Source organism: Phocaeicola sp. RTP21359st1_B8_RTP21360_211022, assembly GCF_040911965.1.
GTDB classification, from domain to species: domain Bacteria; phylum Bacteroidota; class Bacteroidia; order Bacteroidales; family Bacteroidaceae; genus Phocaeicola; species Phocaeicola vulgatus.
In genome coordinates, this window is the sequence record NZ_JBDFXP010000045.1 from 12207 (window position 1) to 38504 (window position 26298).

The 26298-nt window shown below is 40.5% G+C and carries 15 protein-coding genes and 1 tRNA gene; 8 read left to right on the plus strand and 8 right to left on the minus strand.

Annotated features, from left to right (window positions below; genetic code table 11):
• Nucleotides 1-25 precede the first annotated feature (25 nt).
• A complete protein-coding gene (locus AB5062_RS18545; protein WP_005850617.1) occupies nt 26-1012 on the minus strand; it encodes an adenosine kinase in 987 nt (328 codons plus the stop codon).
• An 80-nt stretch (nt 1013-1092) separates the two neighbouring features.
• Between AB5062_RS18545 and AB5062_RS18550 the strand changes: the two genes are divergently transcribed.
• Nucleotides 1093-1166: transfer RNA gene (locus AB5062_RS18550), tRNA-Asn, on the plus strand.
• Between the two features lie 355 nt (nt 1167-1521).
• Here the strand turns inward: AB5062_RS18550 and AB5062_RS18555 are convergent.
• Complete coding sequence (locus AB5062_RS18555; protein ID WP_005850615.1) at nt 1522-5562, minus strand: hybrid sensor histidine kinase/response regulator transcription factor; 4041 nt, start codon at nt 5560-5562, stop codon at nt 1522-1524.
• Nucleotides 5563-5775: 213 nt separating this feature from the next.
• Here AB5062_RS18555 and AB5062_RS18560 point away from each other — a divergent pair, with 213 nt between their 5' ends.
• The 5 genes from AB5062_RS18560 (at nt 5776) to AB5062_RS18580 (ending at nt 15305) form a co-directional block, all read left to right on the plus strand.
• Nucleotides 5776-7275 carry a hypothetical protein gene (locus tag AB5062_RS18560; RefSeq protein ID WP_005844552.1) on the plus strand — a complete coding sequence of 500 codons (1500 nt, stop codon included), beginning with the start codon at nt 5776-5778 and terminating at the stop codon, nt 7273-7275.
• A gap of 22 nt (nt 7276-7297) precedes the next feature.
• Nucleotides 7298-10336, plus strand: a complete 3039-nt coding sequence (locus AB5062_RS18565; protein WP_057280828.1) for a TonB-dependent receptor — start codon at nt 7298-7300, stop codon at nt 10334-10336.
• Between the two features lie 17 nt (nt 10337-10353).
• Nucleotides 10354-12012: a RagB/SusD family nutrient uptake outer membrane protein gene (locus AB5062_RS18570; protein ID WP_005844547.1), complete on the plus strand. Its 1659-nt coding sequence runs from the start codon at nt 10354-10356 to the stop codon at nt 12010-12012.
• A gap of 116 nt (nt 12013-12128) precedes the next feature.
• Nucleotides 12129-13727: a glycoside hydrolase gene (locus tag AB5062_RS18575; protein WP_005844545.1), complete on the plus strand. Its 1599-nt coding sequence runs from the start codon at nt 12129-12131 to the stop codon at nt 13725-13727.
• 12 nt (nt 13728-13739) lie between these two features.
• The gene (locus tag AB5062_RS18580) at nt 13740-15305 is read left to right on the plus strand and encodes a glycoside hydrolase (RefSeq protein WP_118410032.1); all 1566 of its coding nucleotides are present in this window, start codon (nt 13740-13742) and stop codon (nt 15303-15305) included.
• An 80-nt stretch (nt 15306-15385) separates the two neighbouring features.
• On the opposite strand, the gene AB5062_RS18585 is transcribed toward AB5062_RS18580, so the two are convergent.
• The 3 genes from AB5062_RS18585 to ahpC all read right to left on the minus strand — a co-directional run bounded on the left by AB5062_RS18585 (nt 15386) and on the right by ahpC (nt 18677).
• Nucleotides 15386-16408 carry a LacI family DNA-binding transcriptional regulator gene (locus AB5062_RS18585; RefSeq protein WP_005844540.1) on the minus strand — a complete coding sequence of 341 codons (1023 nt, stop codon included), beginning with the start codon at nt 16406-16408 and terminating at the stop codon, nt 15386-15388.
• A gap of 139 nt (nt 16409-16547) precedes the next feature.
• Nucleotides 16548-18098: an alkyl hydroperoxide reductase subunit F gene (gene ahpF / locus AB5062_RS18590; protein WP_057279289.1), complete on the minus strand. Its 1551-nt coding sequence runs from the start codon at nt 18096-18098 to the stop codon at nt 16548-16550.
• A gap of 12 nt (nt 18099-18110) precedes the next feature.
• On the minus strand, nt 18111-18677 hold the full coding sequence (ahpC, locus tag AB5062_RS18595; protein ID WP_005844537.1) for an alkyl hydroperoxide reductase subunit C: 567 nt from the start codon (nt 18675-18677) through the stop codon (nt 18111-18113).
• A 506-nt stretch (nt 18678-19183) separates the two neighbouring features.
• On the opposite strand from ahpC, the gene AB5062_RS18600 reads away from it, so the two are divergent.
• Nucleotides 19184-20107 (plus strand): magnesium transporter CorA family protein, encoded by a 924-nt coding sequence (locus AB5062_RS18600; protein WP_005850609.1) that lies wholly within the window; start codon nt 19184-19186, stop codon nt 20105-20107.
• Nucleotides 20108-20200: 93 nt separating this feature from the next.
• On the opposite strand, the gene AB5062_RS18605 is transcribed toward AB5062_RS18600, so the two are convergent.
• The 3 genes from AB5062_RS18605 to AB5062_RS18615 are packed head-to-tail and all read right to left on the minus strand — an operon-like array spanning nt 20201 to nt 25259.
• Nucleotides 20201-21397 carry a PepSY domain-containing protein gene (locus tag AB5062_RS18605; RefSeq protein WP_032953261.1) on the minus strand — a complete coding sequence of 399 codons (1197 nt, stop codon included), beginning with the start codon at nt 21395-21397 and terminating at the stop codon, nt 20201-20203.
• A gap of 16 nt (nt 21398-21413) precedes the next feature.
• Nucleotides 21414-22814 carry a DUF4374 domain-containing protein gene (locus tag AB5062_RS18610; protein WP_008781400.1) on the minus strand — a complete coding sequence of 467 codons (1401 nt, stop codon included), beginning with the start codon at nt 22812-22814 and terminating at the stop codon, nt 21414-21416.
• Between the two features lie 57 nt (nt 22815-22871).
• A complete protein-coding gene (locus AB5062_RS18615; protein ID WP_016271721.1) occupies nt 22872-25259 on the minus strand; it encodes a TonB-dependent receptor in 2388 nt (795 codons plus the stop codon).
• 223 nt (nt 25260-25482) lie between these two features.
• Between AB5062_RS18615 and AB5062_RS18620 the strand changes: the two genes are divergently transcribed.
• Nucleotides 25483-26061 (plus strand): DNA-3-methyladenine glycosylase I, encoded by a 579-nt coding sequence (locus tag AB5062_RS18620; protein WP_032953263.1) that lies wholly within the window; start codon nt 25483-25485, stop codon nt 26059-26061.
• The last annotated feature ends 237 nt before the right edge of the window (nt 26062-26298 follow it).

Here is a 26298-nt window from a genome sequence, read left to right on the forward strand (position 1 = left end):
ACCGCAAATTAATACATTATTCTATTCAAGCCTGTAGAAGGGCCTCTATATTTAACTTTATTTCGTCCCATTTTTTCTTTGATAAGGTTGTACCCACCACTTGTATCACATTGGATGCTAAAATAGAACCTATAATGGAACACTTCTCCAAAGAATAACCACAAGTCAGTCCATACAGAAAACCTGCTGCATAATAATCTCCCGCGCCAGTGGTATCCACGACTTTTTTTACCGGAGGTACCTCTAGTTTGATGCATTCCGTACCTTTCTTTATACATGAACCTTGGGCACCTAGTTTTACTATTACAACACTGCATTTAGAAGCAATTTCATTGATAGCCCCCCATGCATCCTTGCCTGTATAAGCCTTTGCCTCTTCCTCATTAGCAAAAACAATATCCACGTATTTAGTTATCAAAATATCGAAGAATTCCAAATCCCCTTCCACAATATTATAACTGGCCATATCCAAGCAGATTTGCAATCCAGCCTCTTTTCCTAATTGCATAGCACGAAGAATCAATTCATGATCCTGTACCAAGTATCCTTCTATATATAGATATGCATACCCCTTAAACATATCCAACGTCAGATTTTCGGCTTTCATAGTAGCAGCAGCTCCCAGATAAGTTCCAAAAGTACGTTCCCCATCCGGTGAAATGAAAGTAGAAGCCACTCCTGTAGGCAAATCACCGGCGAGCAATTTCATGTCAATTCCCTGCTTCAAACCGTTTTTTTTAAAATATTGCCCAAAATCATCGTTTCCTATCTTTCCGATAAATCCCGGGTGTGCCCCTAGGTTAGCTAACGCCAAAACTGTATTTCCCGCACTTCCCCCTGTAGCTTTATGCGTTTTCATACCAGAGTATTTACCACTGATTTTCAAAAACTTATCTTCATTTATAAGTTGCATGCTTCCTTTGGGCAAACTCATCTCATCTAGTAGCGAATCATCTTGCAAAGTAACAAGAACGTCAACCAATGCATTGCCCATTCCAATTATTTTATCCATTTATCTAAAATTTTTCTGCAAAGATATTGCATATTTCGGAAAAACCTATTATCTTTGCACCGCATTTGAGTGAAAAACCTTCTTCGTTAGCTCAGTCGGTTAGAGCATCTGACTGTTAATCAGAGGGTCCTTGGTTCAAGTCCAAGACGAAGAGCACAAAGGTTCGCAGATAGCGAGCCTTTTTTGTTATCATACATATCATAAAAGGATCAGGGCGGCTCAGTTTGAAAACTTAGGGAAATTAGTTAAAAACCTTATCTTTGGCGCATAAGACAGAAGCTTCCCACCCCCGTGACTCCACTGGAGATATTGAGCTTGTTCCTTCCTGCAGGCCTGCTTGACTACTTCTTACGGCTACTTACTACAGACTCCGCCAATGGACCGTAGAGTCCATTGCAGCAGACTGTATAGTCCACCCAAGCAGACCTTACAGTCCACTGGCGGAGTCTGTAGCAGATGACTGTAAAAAAAAGCTTAACTATATGGAAGAAACGGCTTACACAACCACTCTATTCCGGTTTTATCTTTTTCAGATAATCAGAAGGAGCCATACCGAATTCATCTTTAAAACACTGACGGAAATAGACCGTACTGTTAATTCCCACCTTGAACGCAACTTCTGAAATATTGTATTTCCCCTCTAATAACAAACGTTCCGCATATTGCATCTTTATTTTGCGGATATATTCATTGGTGGAAAGTCCGGTCAATGCCTTCATCTTCCGATATAGGGTAGAATTACTCATACACATGGCGTCCGACAAATAGCCGATGTCTATCTTCTCAGAAGAAAGACGATCTTCAATCAGCTTGTTAATCTTCTCAAGGAACTCATTATCCAATTTATTCATAGACTCGGTTACTGCCGCACGTTTGTCAATGAGTATGGAATTCGTATTAAAACGCTCTGCCAACAACTTGCGGGATTCAAGCAAATTATGGATACGGCTATGCAACAAAGTAGCACTGAAAGGCTTTGTCAGATAAGAGTCAGCACCCACTTGATACCCCTCTTCCTTATCTTGCAAAGAGTCCTTTGCCGTCAGCAAAATAATGGGAATATGGCTGGTACGCAAGTCTTCTTTCAATTTCCGGCACATCACAATGCCGTTCATCACCGGCATCATGATATCACTGACTATAATATCAGGAATGCAGCCCAATGCTTGTTCCAAACCTTGTTCACCATTGGCGGCAGTCCTCACTTCAAAATCGTCCGAGAAAGATTCTACAATATAATCACAGATGTCCCTATTATCTTCCACTATCAGCAGAATACGCTTACCACTATGCACAGGTTCTATATTTTCTTCTTTTTCGTCCTTTTCATCGGAAGTTTTCTCCGTCGAGTCAGCATGCAGCACATGGGGATACGTGTTATCCGTCAGCAGACTGACATAAAAAGTACTTCCCACATTCAAAGAACTTTCAACCCTGATCTCCCCCTCATGCAAAACTACCAGGTTCTTTACCAGAGCCAGACCAATACCTGTTCCTGAAGCCTGATGTTCGCTTCCCTCTTGATAATAACGGTCAAAAATATGAGGCAATGCATCGGGAGCAATACCGAAACCGGTGTCACTCACACTGATTTCCGTATGGTGTATATTATTCCGGACCACCTGATGTAATCCTAAAGTTATAGTTCCTTTCTCTGTATATTTTATAGCATTGGAGATCAAATTATCCAGTATAATCGTTACTACCTCCTTATCAAAAAACAAAGACATATCTTCCTGCTCAATCTCAAGACAGAAATCAATCTCAGGTTTCCGGTTCAATTCCTTATACTTCAGTCCGATCTCGTGTACAAGGGCTGCCAGATTGTCACGACTTACACATAATTTCTTGTTTTGGGTTTCCGTTTTTCTGAACTCCAGTATCTGATTAATCAGGTTCAACAACCGGATGGCGCTTTGATGGATAACCGATATTTTCTGTGAATCTTTCCCTGATAAAGAATTACTTTTCTGCATATCTTCCAACGGTCCCAGAATCAACGTCAAAGGAGTACGCAACTCATGTGTGATATTGGTATAGAAACGTAAACGCTCATTATTCAGCTCCTGTTCCTGCTCATGATTTTTCTTCTCCAACTCATAGAGAGACTCCATATCCAGTTTCTTTTTATAGGCATGAAGAATAAAATACAGGACAGAAACACCCGAAAGAATATAAAATAACTTGGCCCACCACGTAAGCCATACAGGCGGGTCAATACGGATATCCAGAGAAGCTATCTCATCCGCCCATTCCTGATTCCGTATTCTTGTCTTTACCTGAAAACAATAATTTCCCGGAGGTATATTACGGAAAGTCACATTATTAGGATCGGTTACTGTATACCATGAATTTTCCAACCCTTTCAACATATAAGCATATTCCACTTGATCGGCCAAGGCATAATTCTGTATATTGAAGGTGACGCTGAAGTTATTTTGCATATAGCTTAAACGTACTTCCGACTGGCCTTCAAGCGCCATCACCTTTTCATTACTGTCCGTATCACGCAACGGGCCGAATATACGCATCTCCGTAATAATTGCAGCAGGTGACTCTCGTTTTTCCAATACCTGATCTGGATTAAAACGGCATAAGCCATTGATTGAGCCAAAATAAAGTGTTCCATCCTTAGCTTCCGCCACACTTCCACTCATGAAATTGCCCATAGGCACATTATCCCAATGATCGTAATTATAGAAAACCTCCTTGTCTTTCAACAAGCAGCTGATACCTTTATTGGTGCTCACCCATATATTTCCATGATTATCTTCCGTAATGGCACGTATATGGACATTGGACAAACCCTCCTCACTGCGATATACTTTATAGTCCCAACTCTGAGAGGATGGAAAACAAACCAGACCTTCTCCCGTTCCTATCCACATTCTGTTCTGACTATCCATATAAACAGTATTGATAGTATTAGAGGGAAAAAGAGAAGTCACGTTAAAAAGTTTAACGCACTGAAAATGTTCATCAAAAACCCCTAATCCTCCTCCGAAAGTACCAATCCATAAACGATTAAGATTATCTTTCGAGATACATCTCACCAGATTATTCTCTACTGTATAATGGTCTGCAATGCCTTTATCATGCAAGCGTACCTTATAGATGCCATTACTAGTTCCTATCCATACATATTCTGCATCTTCATACAGTGCACGCACATCTTCCCCTGTTTTATCTTTAGGAAAAATCTGGTGAAAACTTTTCTTTTTCACATCATAAAAATCCACTCCTCCCATAAACGATCCAAACCAAAGGTTTCCTTCCGAATCACAAAGTGCAGCCTGTATGGAATTATCAGTCAAATCACCGGTTTCTTCTTTATAAACCGCCACCCGCTTGCCTTTATCAAATACATTGATGCCTCCCCCATCGGTTCCGATCCATAACTTTCCATCCCTTGCTACGCATACACTGCTTGCTGTCTTATTATTCAGGCTACTACCCGAATGCTGGATAGGAGAATAACTATAAACATTAAAATAGGAAGATTCATGGCTAAGAAAATTAATTCCACCTCCCCACATACCAGCCCATACATTTTTAAAGGAGTCCTGAAACAAACAACGTACAGTAGAATTAGAGAGACTGTATTCATCATCCCCTTCCTTTATATATTGAAAACGCACTTGGTCAGGAGAAAGAAACATACGTTGCGTTAAATCCAAAATGGCTATTCCTCCAAATTCCATGGCAATCCAAAGTTTATTCCCATCAAATTGTCTGATATCAAATACGGTATGAGGAACCCCGTCCTCACTATGATGAAAATGGATAAAATTTTCGGCTTCCGGATTGAACAGTGCCAGCCCCCGGTCTGTTCCCAGCCAAATATTACCGCTTAAGTCCTTATAAATGCAAGTTACCCCATTACCTGGCAAACTGACCGGATCTTCAGGGTCATGCATAAAGTTCTTTACTTTTTTATCTTTAAGAGACAACACACTGAATCCATGATGCACATGCCCCATATACAACTTTCCATCTCCTCCATCAACAACCGACCAAATATTATCGCTAGCCAATCCCGGAACTGTTTGAGTATTGTAATGAATGAATTTTCCAGCCTTTTTATCGAAATAATCTACTCCCCGCCAATATGTCGTAATCCAAAGATTACCATCTGTAGCTGCCACAATCTTAGTAACATCATCCGTTATCAGACTTTCGGGGTTCTCGCCATCATGCCTATAGCAAAGAAAAGTGTTATTTACATAGTCATACGCATTCAGACCGGCCCTTTGCGTGCCTATCCAAAGGATAGAATCCTGAGGATCATCCAACAAACAATTCAGTTCATTGCCTGTTATACCCTGCCTTGTCAAATCTTCATTCTTCAAATAAGTAATGAAACGGGTACCATCGAATTTGTTCAACCCTTCCTCCGTGGCAAACCACAGAAAGCCCTGTTTGTCTTGAGCAATGCTCACCACATAATTATTGGATAATCCCTTCTCTATACCAAGCTGCTTAACAGAATAAGGTTGTGCCAATGAAACAACCGACAGCAGCAAGAGCCAAAGTACGAATATCTTTCTCATAGCATCAGTGTACACATTGTTAAATAATATGGTTCAAAAATACAAATAAAGTCTGTATTTTAGATACATAAATCATGCATTGCAAGATTTACCTCCCTTTTCTGCAAGATTTATATCAGGATTTTAATTCTTCTTCACGTACATTTGCACCACTGACGAATTTAATTCGTCCTCTATTAGAGTAGATGTTTAATCTTCAAATACTAATAAAATATGAAAAAGAAACATTTGTATGGTGCCATGTTATGGGCTTTTCTTGTAACTGCAAACCTATGTACGGGATGTAGTGATGATAACGACTACCCCGATGTAGACGGACAAAATCCAACAATGACATTAGCAACAGACCACATCGAGTCCGGAGCGGGACATCGATTTACTATTGAAGGGACATTAGAAGACAAAGACGGTATTGCTTCTATCAGCCTACAATGTGCCGACCTGCATTTGAACAAGACAATTGATTTAATCGAAATCTATGGTGCTCCGCAAGAGAGTTATGATTTAAGTTATTACTTTGACATAAACCGAAATGAAATCGGCGAACGTTTCACAGTCAAAGTTACTGTAACCGATGTAGGAGGACGCAGTATATCTCAAGATGTATTAATCACAATGGACGGAGATTTTGCAGCTCCGGTATTTTCAGCTGCCCCGGATGCCACTGTTACAGTATTAATGAAAAATGAAACGAAATTCAATCTTCGGTTCACGGCTACAGATGATCGTGCATTGGATTATGTCACAATTAATATTCCAGGTATAGACGGGTTTGACAACCGCCGTGTAGATGCTGATGGAAAAAGTTCATTGAACTTTGCCGAAATAATAGTATTCCCCAATGAACCGAAAAGTTATAATGTGACAATTACCGCTTTTGACAAGAAAGAAAACTCAACCACTACCACCAGTGTATTGAATATCTCAGAAATGCCGGATTTTCCCAAAATGTATCTGGCAGATGTGGCAACTGCCGAAGAACTGAATAGTGATATATTCGGGGTACCGATGGTAATTGAACATACAGGTGAATATCAGTATAAAGCAAATTATTACTGTCAAAAAGCCGGAACTAAAATATTCTTCTTACCACAAAAGAGTGACTTCACTCCTATTTGTTTCGGGCTTGATCCAGAGGATAACACCAAACTGACAGACGATCCCGAAACAGCAATGCCAATCGTACTTGACCAAGCCAATGTTTATTATGAAATTAATATTGATGTGAAGAACAGTACATACAATCTGAAAACTTACTCAATTGCCGATGCTGTAGACCCCATACCTCACACATACGGTTCTATCAGCCTTGACACATGGGGTGACGGTGGTTCGTGGTTACAGGAATTCTATTTCGGATATATGACCAGTAGCCCAACTGAAGTCCTGCGTTTCACTCAAGATAAGACCAATCCTCACCTATTCTATTTGGATACCCCCCTATTCCTGGAGGCAGGTACTAAAATGAATTTCGTTATTCATAACTGGCACTCTGACGGATGGTGGAATTATTGCACGTGGCGTGTAGACAACTCAGACGAACCGGAGATCTTCGGATATTATGGTAAAGAAGCCAAATATACCAATCCGGCATGGACCAAACCCGATCATGTAGGTGACAATTGGGCAAAACCAACAGTGAACGTCACAGGGAATTATAAACTTATATTCGACGCTCATTTGGAAAGAGCTAAACTCATTCCGGCCAATTAACAAGTAACATTAGATTTAAGATATGAAAAAGCAAATATTATTATTGTGTCTTGCGCTGACAAGTCTATGTAGCTATGCGCAGACCATCACTGTAAAAGGTGTAGTAACCTCGGCTTCAGATAAAGAACCGATGATTGGTGCAACAGTGCAAGTTAAAGGTACAGGTACAGGTACTATTACAAGTATTGATGGTGATTATTCACTAAACGATGTTGCCAAGGATGCCGTACTTGTGTTCTCCAGCATAGGATATGAGACTCAAGAAATAAAGGTAAACGGACAAACCGTTATCAATGTAGTGCTGAAAGATGCCAGTGAATTACTGGACGAAGTAGTGGTTATTGGTTATGGAGCCGTGAAAAAAAGTGACCTGACCAGTTCTATATCTACCGTAAAAGGAAAAGAAATTACCGAAACTGTAACCGGTAATGCAATGGACGCCTTGCAAGGTAAAATCAACGGTGTTCAAGTAACCAGTGGTGGTGGTCCGGGCGCACAACCAAAAGTTCTAATCCGTGGTGTAACAACAGTAAACGGAACCGATCCTTTGTATGTAGTAGATGGCATGCCGGTAGGTACAAACATCAACTTCCTAAACAGTAATGACATTGAATCTATGGAAGTTTTAAAAGACGCTTCGGCTGCTGCCATTTACGGAACACGTGCTTCTAACGGTGTCATTCTAATCACAACCAAAAAAGGAATGGCAGGAAAAACAAATATCAGTTTTAATGCATCTGCAGGTTTCCAAACACTGTCAAAACCCAAAATGGCTAATGCCGCCGAATATAAAGAAGTATTCAATACCCGATACACAAATGACGGAGGAACTTCTATTTGGAATGATACAGGCGCTACTACCAATCCCGGAGGAACAGACTGGTGGGACGAAGTAATCAACAAAACTGCTTTAGTGCAAAATTACTCACTCAATATCTCCGGTGGTTCAGACAAACTGGTTTATAACCTGAGTATGGGTTACTACCGTAACAATTCACAATATGACTATGGTTATTGGGACAAAATCAACGCACGCCTTAATACAGAATATACATTTAATAAATATGTAAAAATGGGTTTCGACATTGCCCCACGTGTAGAATCATGGGATGATACCCCCGATCTTTTTTCAGCTGCCATGTCTATGGACCCCACAACTCCTATATTCAAGCCGGAAGATCAATGGGTGGATAACGAATTCAATAACTATCAGCGTTCTTACAACAACCAGGAGTGGAACCCTGCCGGTTCATTGGCTCGCCAAAATTCCCACTCCCGTGAAATGGGTACAATTGTAAATACTTATTTACAGATAAACCCTATTCAAAAACTGACCCTGCGCACGCAGTTCGGCGCTAATGCACACTTCCGCCGTACAGACAAATTCACTCCTGAATTCTATATTGATGCTTTGGAACAATCTACATTAAGTAATGTTTCCCGTGAAATGCAGGAATGGCTTGATTGGAACTGGACTAATACTGCTACTTACAGCACGACTTTTGCAGAAAAGCATAATATTAATGTAATGGGTGGCTTTACAGCTGAACGCTTTGCTGAATTCCAATCAAAAGCCTCACGTGACGATGTTCCTAATAATATGGATCAAATGCAGGAAGTAAATGCCGGTACACAAAACCAAAAGTCAGAAGGTAAAACTGCTTACAGCACATTAGTATCTTATTTAGGACGCGTGATGTATAACTATGACAATCGTTACTATCTAACAGCTTCTATTCGTGCAGATGGTTCTTCTCGTTTCCCCAAAGGAAACAAATATGCCATCTTCCCTTCTGTTTCTGCTTCATGGCGTATCATCAGTGAAAGTTTCATGCAAGACCAGAAGATTTTCAGTAACTTGAAATTACGCGGAGGTTGGGGACGTGTAGGTAATCAAAACATAGATAATGATGCTACGCTGACTTTGTTAGGACAATCTGATTATGTATTCGGTACAGCTCCAGGACGTGTTTCAGGTACTATGGTATCAGGCGTTGGCAATAATTTGCTAAAATGGGAAACAGTAGAAGACTGGAACGTAGGTGTGGATATGTCCTTCCTTGACTCCCGTCTAGACATGACCTTTGAGTATTTCCAAAAGAAATCTTCTGATATGCTCTATCAGAAACAAAATATCTTCGCCATCGGATACCCCGACTGGAACAGTACAGTATGGATGAATATAGGTAGTATGAAAGCTAGCGGTTGGGAATTAAGTCTGAACTGGCACGACAAAGTAGCAGACTTCCGATATAATGTGGGATTGAACCTTTCCGCAGTGAAAAATAAAGCTGTTAAATTCTCCGGTGACGGTCCTATCCAAACTGGAGGTTTCAACAGCGACCAAATTATCCGTAATGAAGACGGTGGCTTGATTTCACGCTTCTACGGCTACGTAGCCGATGGTATTTTCCAAAATTGGGATGAAGTTTATGCTCACACCAACGAAAATGGCAAGCTGGTACAATCCAATGCCCAACCCGGTGACATTCGCTTTAAGGATTTGAATCATGACGGAGTTCTAGATGAAAATGATAAAACATGGATCGGTAACCCATATCCCGATTTGATGGTAGGTTTGAACTTGGGTTTCAGCTATAAAAACATCGATTTCACAGCCAACTTCTATGGTACATTCGGTAATGATATTTTCAATAAGACCAAAGGTTTATACTCCGGCGTAAGTGGGCAAAACGTTTGGGCAGGTACATTGCAGAAAGCATGGCATGGCGAAGGAACCAGCAACGATATTCCTCGTCTGTCCTACAATGATTTGAATCAGAATTACACACGCGTTTCAAGTTTCTTTGTAGAAGACGGCTCTTATATGCGTTGCAAACTATTACAAGTGGGTTACACACTCCCCAAGAAGTGGTTGAACGGAACCGAATTGCGTCTCTCATTGTCGGCTCAAAATCCTTTCACTATCACCAGCTACTCAGGTATGGATCCTGAACGTCCACAGATTGGTAAAGATGGCAGTGTAATTGAAACCGGTATTGACGGCATCGCTTATCCTAACCCACGTACTTTCTTATTTGGAATTGATTTAAAATTTTAACCCTCAAGGTATAAACCATGAAAAAGATATTAACAATATTAACAATGATTGCCTCGCTGACATTCACTTCTTGTGAGGATTTCCTAACAGAGGAAGTGCGCGGGCAACAAAATTTGGATACTTATTTCCAAAGTGCAGAAGAAGCCGAAGCATTTATTACTGGTTGTTACCAGGCCATTACTTTTGGCGGATGGTGGAATATCAACACAGTATGGTTGCTTTCCGAGATGTGTAGTGATGACGGTTGGATGGGCAATACCAGCCAAAGTCAAAGTGACTATATTTCTTTGGCCCACTATCAAGGTACCGGACAAAGCAATGGTGCCATCTCCAACTTTTGGCAGTATCGATACAAAGGCATTCTACGTTGCAATATCGCAGTGGAACGCATTTCACAAGCTGATTTCTCAGATGAAGAAATGAAGAACCGGCTTGTAGCCGAAGCACGTTTTCTCCGTGGATACTTCTATTTTGAACTTGTGAAGAATTTTGGTGGTGTGCCTCTCATTACAGGCTTCCTGTTGCCCGAAGAAATACAAGGTATTACCCGCGCTTCGGCCGAAGATGTATATAAGTTCATTGAAGATGATTTAAAAGCCGCTGCTGATGTGTTGCCACAACGTAGTCAATATGCTGCTACAGATATGGGACGCGCTACCCGTGGAGCTGCATTAGGCCTATTGGGAAAGGTTTACCTCTACCAAAGCAAATGGCAAGAGGCACATGATGTATTGAAAACAGTCATCGACGAAGGTGAATATAAATTACTCGACAACTTCGGTGATGTATGGGATGTTGACCATAACAATAGCGAAGAAAGTCTGTTTGAAGTACAATATATGTATGATGGAACTTATGCATTGGGTGGTTCTTTGACTGTTATTACCGGTGCCCGTAGTGGTCCCGGCGACGGATGGTCTTGGGGACAGCCAACCGCTAACCTCGAACAAGCCTACATCGATGCAGGAGATACAGAACGTTTACGTTGGACTATCATTAAAACCGGTTGTACAGAAATTGCCGGAGAGAATAACTTCGACAAGTTCGTTGAAAACAACACAAAAATCGCCAATTATAAAGATTATATCGAAAAGTACGGTTGGGATCCCGAATGTTATATTATAGATCCGTCACAACATAAATCAGCACGTATTGTCCGGAAGTATTTTGTACCTATTGAAAAACGTCCGGAAGTATACAATATCGACAAAATTCCATTAGATCATCGTATCTTACGCTATGCAGATGTATTGTTGATGTATGCTGAAGCCTGCAACGAATTGGGCGAAGATGGTACAGCACGTACCTACCTTAATGAGGTACGGAATCGTGTAAAATTACCTGCTGTCACATCCAGTGGAAACGAGCTTCGCAAAGCTATCCGGCTAGAACGTCGTTTGGAACTGGCATGGGAACAAAACAGAATCTATGATATCCGCCGTTGGACAGATGACAATGGCAAGAAAATGATTTGTAACCTGATGGGAGCAAACGGTACATTTGTAAAATACAATACAGATCCCGCTACCCGCGACATTTACGAATGGGAAAATCAAGGTGAGGCAAGTGATAAAGGAATCAGCTTCAACGAAAACCGGGATATGGTATTCCCGATACCTTTATATGAGATTACAATGTCTAATGGTTCTATCACCCAAAATCCGGGCTGGAATTAATCATTTTCCAAAAAGAACAGATTGTTACAGGAATTAAACATTCAATAGGTCTTTATATTCTGTCGCGGATAGTTTGCTAGGATTATCCGCGACTATTTTTTAATCCATCTAAAACAATGAAACTAAAATATATTTTTACTCTTCCACTGTTCTTTTCTACTGTAGCCTGCAGTGACGATTCTCCCCAAACACCGGATACATCGGGGCAACCGGACAGCAGCATAAACGTAGAAAAAACAGTAACCATAGATGCCGGACAATCTTTTCAGACTCTGACAGGATTTGGCGCATCAGATTGTTGGGCACCTGCCTTCGTAGGAAAAAGCTGGATAACGAATCGTGACAAAATCAGTGAACTGCTATTCTCTTCTGAAATACAATCAGGACAACCTAAAGGTATAGGACTCTCCATGTGGCGTGTGAATCTAGGTGGTGGCAGTGCAGAACAAGGTGAAGCAAGTGGAATAGAAGACAAATCACGCAGAGCAGAATCTTATCTGACTGATGACTTAACATTAGACTGGACACGCTGTAAAGGGCAGCGCTACTTCTTGCAGCGCGCCAAAGAGTTTGGTTGTCAGAGTATAGTACTTTTCAGCAATACCCCTCCTGTACAATATACCTCCAACGGAAAAGGATTCTCCAATAGCGGAGGAGTTTCTAATTTGAAGGATGAATGTTATACGGACTTTGCCAGATACATGTCAGATGTAGCAAAATACTATGTAAACGAAGGATATCCAGTGACACATATCTCACCAGTTAACGAACCCCAATATAATTGGGACAGCGGCCAGGAAGGCAGCGGATGGACTAATGATGAAGTAGCCAGACTTATACGTGAATTGGATACCGCCATCACTTCTGCCGGTCTTTCTATTGATATTCTTCCAGGGGAATCTGGAGATTATGAATATCTCTACAAATTTAAGAATGATGCCGCCCACAGTAACGTACTTTCAGCATTTTTCACACCTGGAACTTCCACCTATATAGGCAACCTGACTCATGTAAAGAAACTTATCTGCGGCCACAGCTACTGGACAGATGGCACATGGGATGGTATGCGTAATGTCCGGAAACAACTGGCCCAAGCAGCCCAACAATATGATGTAGAAATATGGCAAAGTGAGTGGAGTATGTTAGGCGACGGATACAGCTCTTCCGAGTTTATAGGCTATGACCAAGCAACCGAAATGGACATTGCACTTTATATGTCAAAAGTAATACACAATGACCTAACTATAGCAGGAGTTTCCTCCTGGAGTTACTGGACCTCAATGGATATCCCCCGCTGGGGACACAAAAACCGCTTCTTACTGATTTCACTGGAACCCTCCGATGGAGTTTATGGGGATATAGAGAAAGAAGGCACTTATAAAGCTACTCCCACACTTTGGGTATTAGGTAACTACAGCCTATTCATCCGACCGGGTTATCGCCGTATCATGCTTAACATGAATGAATCATCCAGTTTCTTCGGGTCAGCATGGATTTCACCGAAAAAAGATAAAATTGTTGCTGTTTATACCAATCTATCAGAAAAAGGAGTCCGGCTAAACGAAATTCATAAAGAATGGGTAAGTGAAATAAGCTCCATCACTACTTATACAACAACAAATAACAAAAATTTGCAAGAGGTACACGTCACGGCAGACCAACAAGTAATTGTGCCTTCGGAAAGTGTTACAACTGTCATTTATAATCTGAAATAATCCCTCAACTTTATGAAATACAAAGCATTATTATTCTCTTTATTTGCAACAGCAAACCTGTTTGCTCAACATCCTGCCATTCACTTTGAAATAGAAACAGACCAACCCTGTCAAACCATGGACTATTTCGGAGCATCAGACTGTTGGAGCATGCAATTTATCGGCTTATGGCCGCAAGAAAAACAAAACCAAGTAGCCGACTGGCTGTTCAGTACGGAAAACCATGAAAACGGACAACCTAAAGGAATCGGCTTGTCTTTATGGCGTTTCAATGTAGGAGCCGGAAGTGCGGAACAAGGAGAAGCCAGCCAGATAGCCTCTCCCTGGATGCGTGCCGAATGTTTCCTTCAGGCAGATGGTAACTATAATTGGAATAAACAACAAGGGCAGCGCAACTTCCTGCGTCTGGCAAAAGAACGGGGTGTAAACAAATTTTTGGCATTTCTTAATTCACCTCCCGTATATTTCACACAAAACGGTCTTGCCACCAACACAGGCCGTGGAGGAACCTTAAACTTAAAGGAAGAGCATTATAAGAATTTTGCCCGTTTTCTTGCCAATGTCATAAAAGGGGTGGAGAAACACGATGGAATCAAGTTCAATTACCTCTGTCCATTCAATGAACCCGATGGGCATTGGAACTGGATTGGCCCCAAACAAGAAGGTACACCGGCTACCAACCGCGAAATAGCCCGTGCCATACGCCTCATCAGTAAAGAGTTCGTAAATAACCAAATTGACACACAGATTCTAGTCAATGAGTCCTCTGACTATCGTTGTATGTTCGATACTCACATGACTAATTGGGAACGGGGGTATCAAATCCAGTCTTTCTTTAATCCGGACAGTACAGCCACCTATCTGGGTGATACTCCCAATGTTCCCCGGCTGATGGTAGGGCATAGTTATTGGACTAATACTCCTCTGAATGATTTACACGATATCCGTTGTCAATTAAAAGATACTTTAGACAAGTATAAGGTGGATTTCTGGCAGACAGAAACCTGTATCATGGGCAATGACGAAGAAATCGGCGGAGGCGGAGGATATGACTTCACCATGAAGACAGCATTATATGTAGCACGGATCATTCATCATGACATTGTATATGCAGGTGCTCGCAGTTGGCAATGGTGGCGATCTATCGGTGGAGATTATAAGGACGGATTAATCCGTGAGTATAGTGATCCGACTTTTCTGAATGGTGAGGTGAAAGACTCCAAATTAATGTGGGCTTTGGGAAACTACAGTAGATTTATACGCCCGGGAGCTGTTCGGAAAGCAATTATAGCCAAAGACAACCAAGGGAAAATCATTCCTGAAGGCGATACAGATGTAACCGGACTAATGTGTTCAGCATACCAAAATACAGACGGAAAGGAGGTTTTCGTTATGATTAATTATGCAGCGGAAGATAAAGAGTTTACTTTCTATCAGCGTAACGGAATTATAAAAAACTGGAAAATCTATCGTACTTCGGATAAAGATGGAGAGAATCTTCTACCGGTGGGAAGCATCAAAAACCATGAAAAAGTTGTGATTCCGGCACGTTCCATTATTACGTTGGTCACTCAATAATACTCCAATATATAAAGAAATAAGGTTGGCTCTTTGTGAAGAGTTCAGCCTTATTCTTTAATAAAAATACATTTCGGTTCTCAATCCTTCCTTTTTATACTGCTTTCCCTCACCTGCAAACAAGTAGGAATAATGATTTGCCTGATTTTTTTATCTCCTTTAATCTTATCAATCAACATCTGACATGCGGCTTCCCCCATCTTATAAGTCTGATGCGAGACGGCTGAAAGGCGAGGCACTACATAATTGGCATGTTGCTCATCTGTATACCCAATAAGCGCTATATCCTGAGGAATACGAAGATTATGATTTCTAATCACTTCCATAGCGGCAAATGCCAATGTATCATTCATGGCAAGAATTGCATCGGGAGGCTCCGGAAGCGATAATAAAATTTCTGTAGCTATTTTCCCTTCTTCAAAATCAATTTTCCGACACACAACCAAATCTTTCTCAATCGGTATCTTATTTTCCCTTAACGCTTCAAGGTAACCATGTTTTCTCTTTCTTACTATATCCAGATGGTTTGCACCACCGATAAAAGCAATCCGTTTGCTTCCATGATCCAACAAGTGCTGTGTCGCCATCTGAGCAGAATATACTCCATCAGCCACTACCGTAGAAAAACGGTCAGGCATGCAAACACGATCAAATAGAACAAGCGGCATATTCATATCATCCAAACTCAACCAATGGGCATAATCTGTTGTTTCTTGAGATAAACAACCTATAATACCTTCCACATGCATATTGACCAAATTCTCAATATTTCTTTTCTCATGGTCGTATGACTCATGGGAAGTCGTGATGATAACAAAATAGCCGTTTGCTATAGCGGTATCTTCTATACCACTTAAAATAGACGCAAAGAAATGAGTAACAATATCAGGTACAATTACTCCAATGGTACGGGGAGTATTTTTCCGGAGACTCATAGCAAAAGGATTGGGGTGATAATTCATCTCTTTTGCCAATTTTTGAGCTTTAATACAAAGTTCCCGACTGATTTCGGGACTATTTTTCAAGGCACGGGATACTGTAGGTATGGATACACCTAATATCTGTGCCAAATCTTTCAATGAAGTACGTCTCGATTCTGCCATATCAATGCTGTAAACGGTGATTCACCTACAAAGAAAGCATATTCTCACCAATATACATACAAAGAGTGCATTTTTTAGTGATAAGATTAGTGGTAAATACTGCGATATGCACCCACTATTCACCACCAACCACTTATCACTAATAAATCGTTCCGCGCATCCGGTCTTCGAATGCAGCTAAAGCAGCCTTGGCGCCTTCCCCCATTGCTATAACTATCTGTTTATAGGAAACATCCGTTACATCTCCGGCAGCATAGATACCTTTTACAGAGGTCCGGCCATTTTTATCAGTCAGAATTTCACCCATGCGGTTCGTTTCCAGCAATTCTTTAAACAAAGTGCTATTGGCAGTCAAACCTATTTGGACAAAAATACCATCCAAGGCAAAGATCTCTTCTTTTTCGGATGAACGGTCTTTCTTTATAAGCCCCACCACTTTATCACCGTTTCCTAACACCTCTACCGTTTGAGTATTAGTAATAATATCCACATTGGGCAGGCTTTTAGCTTTCTCCTGCAAAACAGTATCCGCTTTCAAAGTATCCATGAATTCGAATACAGTCACTTTGGAACAGACTCCCGCCAAATCAATAGCAGCCTCAACCCCGGAGTTTCCACCACCTATGACTGCTACTTCCTTATCTTTATAAAATGGTCCGTCACAATGAGGACAGAAAGCAACTCCATGACCGATGTATTTTTCTTCACCGGGAACATTCAATTTTCTCCAATTCGCCCCGGTAGCAATGATCAATACGGGAGCCTTATACGTTTCTCCACCTTTCACAGACAACACTTTCATGCCCTCTGCCACTTCCACTTTCTCTATCCGGCGATTTTCTAAAATATCAATATGATATTCCGCCAAATGTTTTTTCAGATCCTGGGCCAACTGTTTACCGGTAGTCTGAGGCACAGATATCAAGTTCTCAATCCCCATCGTTTCATTGACTTGTCCACCAATACGCTCTGCTATTATTGCTACTTTCAACCCTTTACGAGCTGAGTAGATAGCAGCTGTCGCACCGGCAGGACCAGCACCGGCTACCAGTACATCATATTCTTTTGTCTCAACAGCTTCCAATTCCACCGAACCGTAACGGGCTTCCAACTTCTCCAACAGATCCCCCATACTGCTACGCCCCACATGAATCTGTTCACCATCGGCAAATACAGTAGGAACGGCCTGTACTTTCATCCGTTCTACTTCTTCTTCATTTATAGATCCATCTACTGCCTCATGGCGTATCTGACCATTCAGAAGTACCATCATATTCAAAGCTTGAACCACATCGGGACAATTGGTACAGGTGAGAGACAAATAGGTGGTCAAACTAATCGGCCCCTGTAACGCCTTGATACGTCTGGTAATAAACTCGTCCGGAAAATTCTTTCCTTTGCCGTCAGCATTCAGAACAGCCATCAACAAAGAAGTAAATTCATGACCACCAGGTACGGCACGAAATGTGATTCCCGTATCCTTTCCTTCTTTTAAAAGGATAAACTTCAGCCCTTCACTATCCTGCAACCGACAGGAAAGTTTATCCGAACAGGAAGCCACTTCTTCCAACAAGTCCACCAACTCGGCACGACTTTCGTGCTGAGGGTGGACAAAGATGTCAAAAGTATAGTGCGCTTCCAATTGGGCAAAAAGACCTTTTAACTGATCTTTTATCGCACTATCTAACATGAGTTCTATATTTTAAATTTTACCTACCAAATCAATACTCGGTTTCAAGGTCTCAGCACCTTTCTTCCATTTAGCAGGACAAACCTCACCATCATGAGTGGCTACAAACTGGGCAGCTTCTACCTTACGAAGAAGTTCATCAGCATTACGCCCGATGCTGTTGTCCTGAATTTCAGCTAATTTGATCTTGCCTTCGGGATTCACTACAAAAGTACCACGATAAGCCATACCGTCTTCTTCAATCATCACACCAAATGCACGCGACAAAGCACCTGTAGGATCTGCCAACATCGGATAAGTGATTTTGCGGATACTTTCAGACGCATCATGCCATGCTTTATGAACGAAATGTGAATCGGTGCTTACAGAATATACTTCCACTCCCATTTCTTTGAACTGATTATACTTTTCAGCAATATCTACAAGTTCGGTAGGGCATACAAACGTAAAGTCAGCAGGATAGAAGAAGAAAATAGCCCATTTACCTTCAATATCTTTATTAGTTACGGTTTTAAACTCTCCATTATGGAATGCCTGAACTTTAAATTCAGGAACTTGTGAATTAATAATTGGTTCCATACTCTTTTTATTTTTAAATTAAAACTGATTTTTAAATTGTAATTATTACATTTGCAAAGGTAGCCGACTTCAGCACCTTCCACAATACCTAATTATTAGGATTATATAGAACAAGATTCATCATAAATAGGTATTGGACAAACGATTTTTTAAGTGAATTTTACATGTAATTAAAAGGATGCTAAATGTTTTAACAACAATAGTTTCCGCCAGGGAACTTAATCGGTAAACACAGTACGTTAGAACTGCGCTATGGCGACAAAACCATCATTGCTCCGGCACTGATTGCTTTCCGGTGATATTCTTAAAAAAAATATAAAAGCCTCCTGACTTCTGTCTGTCCTTTAAAGGTTTTATGTACTTTTGTACCGCTTAAAACAAAAAACAATCAATAAAAATGGACGATTCAATACCACGAACGTGCAATAGTATTAACTGATCCGACAGGGCAATCACTACTCTGAATGCCTCTGAACGGATATAAACGAACGAAAGGAGGCAATAAGATGAGAAAATATCTTTATTGTGAGAATGGCTTTGTAGAAAAGCCACAATGGATGCCAAACTGCTGGGTGAATGTAGAATGCCCCGACCAAAGTGATTTTGAGTTTCTGACTAAAGAATTAAAAGTTCCCGAAGCTTTTTTAGAGGACATCGCCGATATGGATGAACGTCCGAGAACGGATACGGAAGACAACTGGCTACTGACCATTATCCGAATCCCCCTGCAACAACAGGGAAGCATCCCTTATATCACTATCCCCATCGGTATCATTACAAATAATGAAATCATTGTTACCGTGTGTTATCACTCCACTGAAATGATTCCTGATTTTATTGACCACACCCGACGTAAAGGAATCATTGTGCCTAATAAATTTGAATTGATTTTACGGTTAATTTACTCATCTGCCGTATGGTTCTTGAAATATCTGAAACAAATAAACAATGATGTAGCTGCCGCAGAAAAAGAATTGGAAAGGAGCATACGTAATGAGGACCTGCTCAGATTGATGAAACTACAAAAAACATTGGTTTATTTCAATACGTCCATTCGTGGAAATGAGGTGATGGTAGGTAAATTGCAAAGTATCTTCCAGGAAAAAGATTATCAAAACCGCGATTTGGTAGAAGATGTAGTCATTGAATTAAAACAAGCATATAACACGGTTAATATCTACAGTGATATCTTAACCGGAACCATGGACGCATTTGCTTCCATCATATCCAACAATGTGAACACCATCATGAAACGCATGACCAGTATTTCCATCATTCTGATGGTACCCACATTAATAGCTAGTTTCTATGGAATGAATGTAGATGTACATGTAGATGCATTACCACATGCTTTTAGTTTTATTATTTTGGCGTCCATCACATTATCTGCGTTGGCTTTTGTTATTTTCAGAAAGATAAAGTGGTTCTAAAAAATCCTGTAACAATATCATATGACCTGTCATTCACGACAACAGGTCATATGATAAAATTCTTTTCGCCCCCTAATCTTATAACAAAGATATTCAACTTACTCTTACTTTCTTTCTCCAAATACGTTTTATCCATAAATAGTATCCTGTCAATGGCAAGGTGGCTCCTATCAAAGCTGCTATAAACGTCAGTAAACGGGTAAGCATACCGCCCCAACTACCAACATGTACAGAATAGATCCATCCGCGAATCTTTCCAACCTTCTCAGCATCTTTATATAAAACTACCTCATTAATCTTACCTGTATGAGGATTGAATTTATAACGGTCGGAAGCACGTTGATTACCGAAGGTATTGAAAGAAACATTTGCTGCCCCATCTGATAAGGTTATCTGTTTGTAGCCGGGATTATTCAGGGCTAATTGTTCATAAACTTGTTGCCAACAAACATAGGACGAAGAATGAGAAACATTCTTTCCGGATTGGTCGCCGCCTTTCCCCCCACGCCGGGTCACCCCACCATGAGCACCTCCCTGCTGTACTTCCACGCCAAACACTTTATAGAAACCTGTCCGATACCATCCAAAAGACCATGTTAGCCCGGTAAGGGCCATAGCCAACAAAAAAAACAGCGCATACATACCACCTGCAACATGCAGGTCATACCAAAATCTTCTAAAGCCCCTGCCGACAGATATTCTTAAACTATTTTTCAAGGCTTTTCGTGTACGAGGCCACCAGATAACGATACCCGATATCAAAACCACGACAAACAACAGGGTGCTGACACCTACAATCATTTTTCCCCAGAAGGCTCCGCCATCCGCTTTCATACTGTCCAACAGCCAGCGATGCAGCCTGAACATAGTCACAAAAAATGCAGGACGTTCATATTTACCTTTAATCTCACCAGTATATTGATCCACATACACGGAAGCACGACGAGGCTTGGACAAATTCACCTGCCAAGCACGTTCCGGGTCAGAGAAAACATTGATTCCTGTGACAGACACACTGTCGGGCAACGTGAGTTCTACCTCTTCCAATAATCGATCAACAGGAAGTGAAACTGTTTCTACCTTTTTTACATAATAAAGTTCATGCCTGACCAGTTCCATCACTTCATTTTCAAAAACCAACATGGCTCCCGAGAAGCAAATCAAGGAAATGATTAACCCGAAAGGAACAGAAAGCCAAAGATGTATTTGGCGAAATATTTTCTTCATAAAATCTTCGATACGATTCATAAAAAGAGTCTGCATAAGCACATACTGCCCGCAGACTCCCATTATATTATTACAATACTCAGTTCTGAGGTTGCAGTTTACCGACGCCACTGATTTGTGTCGCTTCTATAGAAATACCCTTTGTCGCTACCGCACCAACCGGATCTATTTTATAAATAGACGGATATCCTTCTGTTGTAGTTACAGCCATATAGGCATATCCATTCTCCACATACGGAGTATTGCCAAAGCCGGAGATCAAATCGGCAGAAGGCAAACCAGTTACATAAGTCAGTTTTCCGGTTTCTCCTTTATATATCGCTAACTGATTAGCTGTGAAACCAGTTTCAGTCAAGGAACGATCATACATCAACAACAAGAAATAATCTCCCGTAATATGCCAACAACGAATGAAAGATTTACCTCCGGTCTGCGCTTCGATACTATAATAATAATCAGGATCAAACTCTTCTGTTCCAGCCTTTATACGTACTACTCCGGCATCCAAGGTAGTCTGTTGCCGTTTATCAGCCATTGTTTTGGCATAACTAGGAGAAAATACATAAATATCACCATTATCTGCCGCCCAAATCGTTTGATAATACTGTGATTTAAAACGCCCGCAAGCATAACTGATCTTATCTGTTTCTATGATTTTTTTATTTGTCAGCGTTTCATCATCAAAAATAGCCACCCAGCATTTATTGGGATATTGCGTCCATTGCAATTCACCTTTTTTATAACTGCTGCTGTTGGAACCACCATCTTCTGTCTTTACCAAATCCTCATTGCCGGGAAGTATCCACTTTCCCCCGTCAGTAGCCGAACCATATTGACTTAACCCCATTGGAATAGCAGCGCTATACAGTTTATTATTTCGTTCCAATATGCCGGCCAATGTTACATATTCTCCATTTCCCAAGAAGTTTTCGGACATATAAGCCTTATTTTGAGTATCATTCGTTGTAAATGTTTCAGCAGATACGTCCAAATAAGAAAGCAAAAACATCTTTGGTAAATATCCATTCTCATCAGCATACGCTGTGGGTCCGTCACCGGTAGACGAGGTCATGATATATTTATCATAAATACCGTAAGTAGTAAATCTCTTTACGGCAAACTCCCCCGAACGAGCCTTTACTTCATTATTTGAATCCATGTTATAAGAACGGGTCGTACCTGCATTCCCTTGATTATAAGTCAGCGCATAAAGATATTGATTCTTGTAAAACACCCATTGAGTTGCACCATCATTCACAAGACCATTATTCACTGTAGAAACAGTACCTTTATCCAACGTTTCAGAAGTAAGCAGCACATTCGTTGTATTTCCAGACGCTGTGACCGACGATGCAATAACATACTCACCTTTAGCCTCGGTACCCGAACCGTAATCCGGCTCATTATCCGTACATGCACTCAACGCCATTCCTACTATGGCAATAGCAGCAAATCCGTTCAAAAAGAAATCTTTCTTCATTTTATTCTTCTATTTAATTTTAAATCCAATTAATTATAAACTCCTTTTTCCAATTCTTTAATTACCGAAACAAACACGCAGTTTACCATAAAAAGCCCTACCGGCCTTCTGAAGACTAAAATTATCATATAACTTCTCATCTGTGAAGTTACGACATTCCAATGATACGTTATATCGTCCTTTTTGCAAACTATAAGAAAAGGATATATTGTGTGAGAATTGATCAGGTACCACATAGTCCCCTTTATTTGAGCCTATTCGGGAAGAATAATAAGTAAAGCTATGCAGATATTGATTATCATAAGACACGGTCAACATATTGCCTTTCCTTCCTAAATCCCGCCAATAAAAAGTAACATCCGAATCAGCAAACATATAGGGCAGATTCGGCATCCGTTCTTTATAAGCCAGATTTTCCGCACTGCTGGAAATAGATGTTTTCATATTGTCCCGTACATCCATTTTGGTAAAATTACCTCCTATACTCACCCAATTACCAAAACCGTAACGAGCAGAAACAGTATATCCTTTCGTCAATACTTTACCGTAATTAATATATTTCGCAGCATATTTACCACCACTCAAATCCGCAATATTACGCTGAATATAATCTTTTGTATTCCGATAAATCACTCCACTTTCCATATATACAGAATGCCTGCCAAATGTTCTGTTATAGCTCAAATTAAAATTCAAATTGTCACTACTCTCCGGTTTTATACTGATATCTCCCATTTCCAAATCCTCATCTCCAAACATTTCTTCAATAGTAGGCAGACGATATGCTTTTTCATATGACAATTTCGCCTGCAAACCGGGTAGAATGAAATAAGTTCCCGCAGCTCCATATCCTATGGAATTCATGTTTCGGGTAGTACGGACATAATCATCTTGATTCGTAGTCGTAGCCATAGGACCTGCCACATACAAACTATAATATTTTCCAAATACTGAGAGATTCCAATTATCAGACGGCATCAACCGATAGGACAATCCGGAGATATTCTTATGGGTTTCTTTAGCTATGGCATCCTCCGATTCCATCTTAGCCAATAAAGAAGTGTTAGAACGGCGGAAAGTATTCAACACATGATTAAAGGTCAGCATGTGTATTTTCGCCAGACGGTAATTAACGGTTAATGTTCCATTCCAATTGTTATTATCCGCCCGTGAATATTGATTGGATTGTTCACCGGGTGAGTTCATTAATTTTCTATCACCCAACCAATTGTACTTATAGGAAGCTGTATCTATATTTGTCGTTGCATTTTTATTATAATTGGCAGTCAATGCCACATCCAGACCTTTGATGAATAAGCCACGCTTACTATATTCCAATGACGGCATCAACGAATGTCCTTTACGATGTTTTTCCCCATAGACTATTTCCTGACGTACTCCGGTCTGTATCTCCTTATACATGTGTGAATAAGTAAAGCCCAACATCAATCTGTCTGCCCATTTCTTATCCACAATACCCATCTTACCTATAACCGCCTCATTATGATAGGTATCATTAAAGCGCTTCACACGTACCCTTTTATCTTTATCAATTCTTCCGGTTTCAAAGTCCTCTACCGGTGCGTCCACCTGATAATCATTATCCGAATAGTTTTGAAAAGCATTTATTTCATAAGTAAAGCCGTTTTTGAAAGTTTGTCCGAAATTCACATACGATTTATGCGTATTGAACGACCCGTATGAATAGGAGCCATCCAAAAACCAATTACGTTTCTTCTTATTGGTTACAATATTGATAACACCACCTATAGCATCCGTGCCAAATCCTACAGGAACCACCCCTTTATACACTTCAATCCTATCTGCAAAATTCACAGGAATATTATTCAAACCAAAAGAGCTCCCTACTCCCTCCTGAGGTACACCGTCAATAAATATCTTCACATGTTTGCCACTGAAACCATCCAACATCAATTGCATATCCGAACCTACACCCCCCGACTCACGGAGTTTCATCCCCGGAGCTTTAGCCAAAGCATCACTCAGATTCTTGGTAGAATTCTGGAATTCTTTTGTATCTACAGCTATCGCATTGAATGCGGAACGTTTCACACGGGAAACCCCGTTAGACACCACTACCACTTCACCCAACTCAGTCACTGACGGGTCAATCATTACATTCATCTTAATTCTTTCACCATGAACTAAAGTTACAGGCTTTTCTATAGTCTTATATCCTATAGCCGAAACAACCAGCGTGTATTTCCCTGCCGGTGCATGAAGATGATAGATACCTTCTTCATTCGTTGTACAGCCATAAGTTGTACCCTTCAAATATACGGTTGCAAAATCTACGACTTCCTGTTTTTCTTTGGATATCACTTTACCGGATACCATTGTCTTAGGTTGTGCAAAAATAGATATCGCTCCGATTATAAAAAAAAGAGAGCCTAAACTGATCCTTTGTAACTGTCTTTTTACCATGAATACCTATAATTCTAAATTCTTAATTTTTGAGAATGCAAAGGTCCGTAAAAAGAAAAGAGGAAACAATCACCTGATATAGGTAATCTTTTCCCCCATTTTACGGAATATATATACTATGCAATAACTTTTTATAGGTATTTATGCCACAAAATAGTCCTTTTAAATTTGGCATAATGCCATGAATCCACTACATTTGTTCTATATCACAAATATTAGAATTATGCAAGATATAACAAACGGACGTTGCGGTTGGTGCGGAACAGACGAATTGTATGTGAAATACCATGACCAAGAGTGGGGAAAGTTAGTTACCGATGACAAGACGCTGTTTGAGTTTCTTGTATTGGAAAGTGCCCAAGCAGGACTAAGCTGGATAACGATTCTTAGAAAAAGAGAGGGGTATCGTAAAGCTTTCTATAATTTTGATGCCGAGCTGGTAGCACAAATGACCGATGAAGACGTTGAGCGGCTAATGCAATTTGAAGGAATTGTAAAAAACCGTCTGAAAATCAAATCGACAATCACGAATGCGAAACTATTCCTTGCCGTACAAAAGGAATTCGGCAGTTTTTATAATTATACCCTGTCATTCTTTCCCGACAAAAAGCCGATTATCAACACATTCCGGTCATTGAGCGAGATTCCGGTATCCTCCCCCGAATCCGATGCCATGAGTAAAGATATGAAAAAACGAGGTTTCAAGTTCTTCGGAACTACAATTTGCTACGCCCATTTGCAAGCTTCAGGTTTTATCAACGATCATCTGACAGACTGTATTTGCCGGAAAGTTCCACAATAGAGTTTTTAAAATCTGCTGCCACTGCTACCACCTTTTATCGGAAACACTGATGGATAAAAAGATTTAGGGGTGGTGGCAGCTCCTTGTTTTATGTGTTGAAAAAGGATGCTGCCATCACTTTCTCATACTTCTCCATCTAAAACTTACAACTGATTCCAAGGGGTCAATGTAAAAAGCTGAGGGGTAAATTTATAAATTGTTATCTTTGTTTCCAAATTCATAGCTTATGGAGTTAAA